This window comes from Terrabacter sp. P5_B1, from assembly GCF_056400505.1.
The window spans coordinates 1-1,294 of sequence record NZ_JBFULD010000560.1 but is presented as its reverse complement, the minus strand read 5'-3'; the positions used below and the strand labels follow the sequence as shown (position 1 = coordinate 1,294).

Here is a 1,294-nt window from a genome sequence, read left to right as displayed (position 1 = left end):
GCCCTGTCCGTCTGGGCGAGCGCGACCGGGTGCCAGCACCTGACGCAGCACGATGCCGCCGACCTCATCGCGGCTCGACGGACCGACCCGGACCTGTGCCTGCTCGTCGACGACGTGGAGCTCGTGGACGGCAGCCCCGTCGAGGCACCGCTCGTCGAGGTCGCGCGGCTCGTCGACGACACGCACGGGCTTCTCGTCGTCGCCGGCGAGCTCGCACGAGCGAACGGTGCCTTCCGAGGTCTCGTGCCCGAGGTGGCGCGAGACGGCTTCGGCATCCTCCTCGGTGCGTCGGTGCCTGCAGACGGCGACGTCCTCGGCGTCCGGCTCGACCCCGAGAGGATCCGATGCCCGGGCCGCGGACACCTCGTGCTCGACGGCTGCGCGACGACGATCCAGGTCGCCCACCTCGACCCGGCGACGGCGTTGACCGCGACCTCACGCTCGGACGACAGGCGGCGCCCAGCCTGTTGACCCGGTCGCCGTCCTCACTCCCGACCGCCTCCCGCAGGTCGGACCTGCGGGCCACGAGTCCGCCAGGTCTGCCACGCTCGTGGCCGACACCACTTTCAGGAGGACCCATGCCTCGCGGCGCCCGAGAGATCACCCTGCGCTTCCTCGCTGCGCCGACCGATGCCGGCTACTCCGGGACCGTGGGTGGAGGACGGGTCCTCGAGTGGATCGACAAGGCGGGCTACGCCGCGGCAGCCGGCTGGAGCAGGACCTACAGCGTCACGGCGTACGTCGGCAACGTGCGCTTCACGCGCCCCGTCCACGTCGGCGACCTCGTCGAGGCCACCGCCCGGATCATCCACACGGGCACGACGAGCCTGCACATCCTCGTCACCGTCTCGGCGGGCAACCCCAAGGACGGCGACCTGCGCCCGACGACCGACTGCATCATGGTCTTCGTCGCGGTCGACGAGCACGGCAAGCCCACCCCGGTCCCCCAGATCGTCCCTGAGGACGAGCTCGACCGCGAGTGGCAGGAGAGCGCCGTCACGCGCATCGCCCTGCGGGGCGAGATCGCTGCCGCCATGGCGGCCCAGACCTACAGCGACGCGGGCACGGCGCCACGGGTCGTGCTGCGTTTCCTCGCCGCGCCCACCGACGTCAACTGGGGCGGCAAGGTGCACGGCGGCATCGTCATGCGCTGGATCGACGAGGCCGCCCACGTGCTCGCCACCCGGTGGACCGGCTCGGCCTCCAACGTCGCCGTCTACGCCGGTGGGGTGCGCTTCTACCGGCCGCTGCGGATCGGCCACCTCGTCGAGGTCGAGGCCCGGCTGCTCCTCAC

2 protein-coding genes are annotated in these 1,294 nt (G+C 72.3%); both read left to right on the top strand.

The annotated features are described in order from the left end of the window. On the top strand, nt 1-471 hold a 471-nt coding region (locus AC1DP0_RS21975; RefSeq protein ID WP_478088728.1), incomplete at its 5' end, for a hypothetical protein. Between the two features lie 107 nt (nt 472-578). Further along, nucleotides 579-1,294, top strand: a 716-nt coding sequence (locus AC1DP0_RS21970) for an acyl-CoA thioesterase (RefSeq protein WP_478088727.1), incomplete at its 3' end; no start/stop codon positions are given.